This is a genomic window from Agarivorans sp., from assembly GCF_050295395.1.
Lineage (GTDB): Bacteria > Pseudomonadota > Gammaproteobacteria > Enterobacterales > Celerinatantimonadaceae > Agarivorans.
Map to the genome: position 1 here is coordinate 1 of NZ_JBNKPP010000096.1, position 2,753 is coordinate 2,753.

At 44.8% G+C, this 2,753-nt stretch carries 3 protein-coding genes; 2 read left to right on the forward strand and 1 reads right to left on the reverse strand.

Annotation, left to right across the window (positions count from 1 at the left end; all coding sequences use genetic code 11):
- Positions 1–207 precede the first annotated feature (207 nt).
- On the reverse strand, positions 208–828 hold the full coding sequence (grpE, locus tag ACQY6Q_RS05875) for a nucleotide exchange factor GrpE (RefSeq protein WP_011717765.1): 621 nt from the start codon (positions 826–828) through the stop codon (positions 208–210).
- Positions 829–927: 99 nt separating this feature from the next.
- Between grpE and nadK the strand changes: the two genes are divergently transcribed.
- Entirely contained in the window at positions 928–1,806 is an 879-nt protein-coding gene (gene nadK / locus ACQY6Q_RS05880; protein WP_084789193.1) for an NAD(+) kinase, read from the forward strand.
- 750 nt (positions 1,807–2,556) lie between these two features.
- The coding region (locus ACQY6Q_RS05885; RefSeq protein WP_427979024.1) for an L-lactate permease at positions 2,557–2,753 on the forward strand (197 nt) is incomplete at its 3' end.

Here is a 2,753-nt window from a genome sequence, read left to right on the forward strand (position 1 = left end):
GGAAGAAGTGACCCATGATTTACAACTCGATGCTGAAGGTATGTTAGCGCAAATTAAGGCCTTTCTTGCCGATTGAGTGTTGATGGGAGCTAAGCTCCCAGCAACAGTGCAAAGCGTGATGAATTACGATTAGCAGGCAAAAAAACAGACAAGTAAACAGGACTGCATTGGCAGTCCTTTTTATTACTTAGCGTTTAACGCATTCGCTTAGGCTTCAATGTTGATTGAAGCTGATTCTTGGCTAGGGCCGCCCTGTGACACCATCACCATGGCAGGACGCAGTAAACGGCTGTTTAGCTCATAACCCTTTTGCATTACTAACATCACAGTATTGGCTGGATACTCAGCACTTGGCTGCATACCAATGGCTTGATGTTGGTCAGGGTTGAAGGCTTGCCCCTGTGGATCGATAGGTTTTACCCCAAACTTAGCCACGGCGGTCAAGAAGCTCTTTTGCGTGAGCTCAACACCTTCGAACAATGCTTTGGTGGTTTCATCCTGTGGATTAGTACCTTGCAGTGCACGTTCCATATTGTCTAACACTGGCAGTAATTCGTTGGCGAATTTTTCCAATGCAAATTTGTTAGCCTTTTCCACATCCATCGCCGCACGGCGACGAATGTTGTCTACTTCGGCAGCAGCACGGATAACTGAATCTTTTTGCTCTTCAACTTTCGCCAAAGCGTCAGCGAGTAACTGTTCCAGCTCTTCAATACGGAAATTGGCTTGGGTAAGCTCGTCAATCAGACTCGCTTCTTCGGTAGAAACTTCAGACTCTACACCCTCTTGGATCAGATCCTGTTCTGCTTTAATCGACTCGTTGCTCATTTTCACTCCAGCTAAAAATGCTTTGTTTCTAAATACTCTGGGCATATTATGGGGATCAATTTTGACGTTTCAAGGCCTAAGGCCAGATCTAGCATAAATATGACCACAAAGTTCCACACCATTGGCCTGATTGGCAAGCCACACCACCCAGGGACAAATCAAACCCTCAAACGTCTGCACCACTGGCTGACGGTGCAAGGGTATGAAGTCCTCGTGGAAGAGCGCGTTGCCAGCGAGTTAGGAACTAATATCGTCGCGGTCGATTTATTAGAGATTGGCGCACGCTGCGATTTAGCCATAGTCGTGGGTGGCGATGGCAATATGCTCGGCGCCGCCAGAGTGCTGGCCCGCTTCGATGTGGGCGTGATTGGGGTAAACCGTGGCAACTTGGGCTTTTTAACGGATTTACCGCCCGATGCCTTTGAAGAAGCGCTAGCCAAAGTGCTCGATGGGGAATTTGATACCGAACACCGCTTTTTACTCGAGGCCGAGGTCTATCGCCATGGCATGTTAAAAGCGAGCAATACCGCCGTTAATGAAGCGGTGCTGCATCCGGGTAAAATCGCCCATATGATTGAATTTGAAGTCTATATAGACAATCAATTCATGTACAGTCAACGTGCCGACGGCATGATAGTCTCAACGCCGACGGGCTCTACCGCCTATGCCCTATCGGCGGGTGGCGCCATTCTTACTCCCAATTTACAGGCATTAATCTTAGTGCCCATGTTTCCGCATACACTGTCGTGCCGCCCGATTGTGGTCGATGCCTGCAGCACCATTAAGATGGTTGTCTCCCCTGAAAATGGTGAGAATTTAGAGGTAAGCTGCGATGGCCACGTGCATTTAGCGGTATTGCCCGGCGATGAAATCATAGTGCGCCGCAGCTCCGAGCAACTCAGGCTGATCCACCCTAAAGGCCATAATTACTTTCATGTGTTACGCAGTAAACTCGGCTGGGGCAGTAAGCTGTTTTAGTCTGCTCAATAATAAATCCTAAAACGTAGCTAAAGCTTACATGGTTAAGTAGCAAAAGATAATGGCCAACGGCAGTTGTTAACAAAATGGAGTGTTGCGGCTGCATGACTGTAAACCGCTTTATTAACCGTTATTAAATTTCAGATTAAAACAAATTTCATTAAGTGATATTCATCACGCGAAATTTAGCCATTACTAAAACGTGATCCATCCCTCATAATCCCTTGCGGTGTAAAACCAAATAAAACCTATTTATTCATACTGTTAATAAATAATATCTAACTGAGTGATTTTTCAACCCACTCCAAAGCGAGAGATAAGTCACATCTTAATATTGTCTTAAAAATCCATTAAGTACTCATTAATGAAATAAATGGATCAGTTAATTGCAATACTGATAGCTAATTTAGTGAATATGTCGATTTTTATAACCTGAAGGAATAGAAATTAGCGAAACATCCCATTATCGAAATATAAAAAACCACCTTCAAGTGATATGGATCACAGTTAAGAAAATCCCATGAGAGAAGCCTCCCGCAGCACTGTAAATTAGCATTCTATACAGCAGCCAAAATGATCTAGATCATATTAGTTAAGCCCCGAATAGCGTCTAGTACACACCACAGAATGTTGTGACTCATGGTATTGGCAGTGAAACCTGCTGATTTATCAGTCGGAGAGTCTGACAGGAAAACACTAGTAAGATCCAAATATAAATAATAAGACAGACCACTTTATGTAGAGGCAAGCATGACAATACTTCAACTCCTCGCCAGCTTGACGCCAGTAATCAGTGTAATGATCTTTCTCGTATTACTCAGAATGCCAGCGTCCAAAGCTATGCCCATTTCCATGATAATCACAGCGCTGGCCGCCGTGTTTATTTGGCAAATGGATACCACACTATTAGCCGCATCGGTTCTCGAAGGACTGCTGTCAGCCATCAC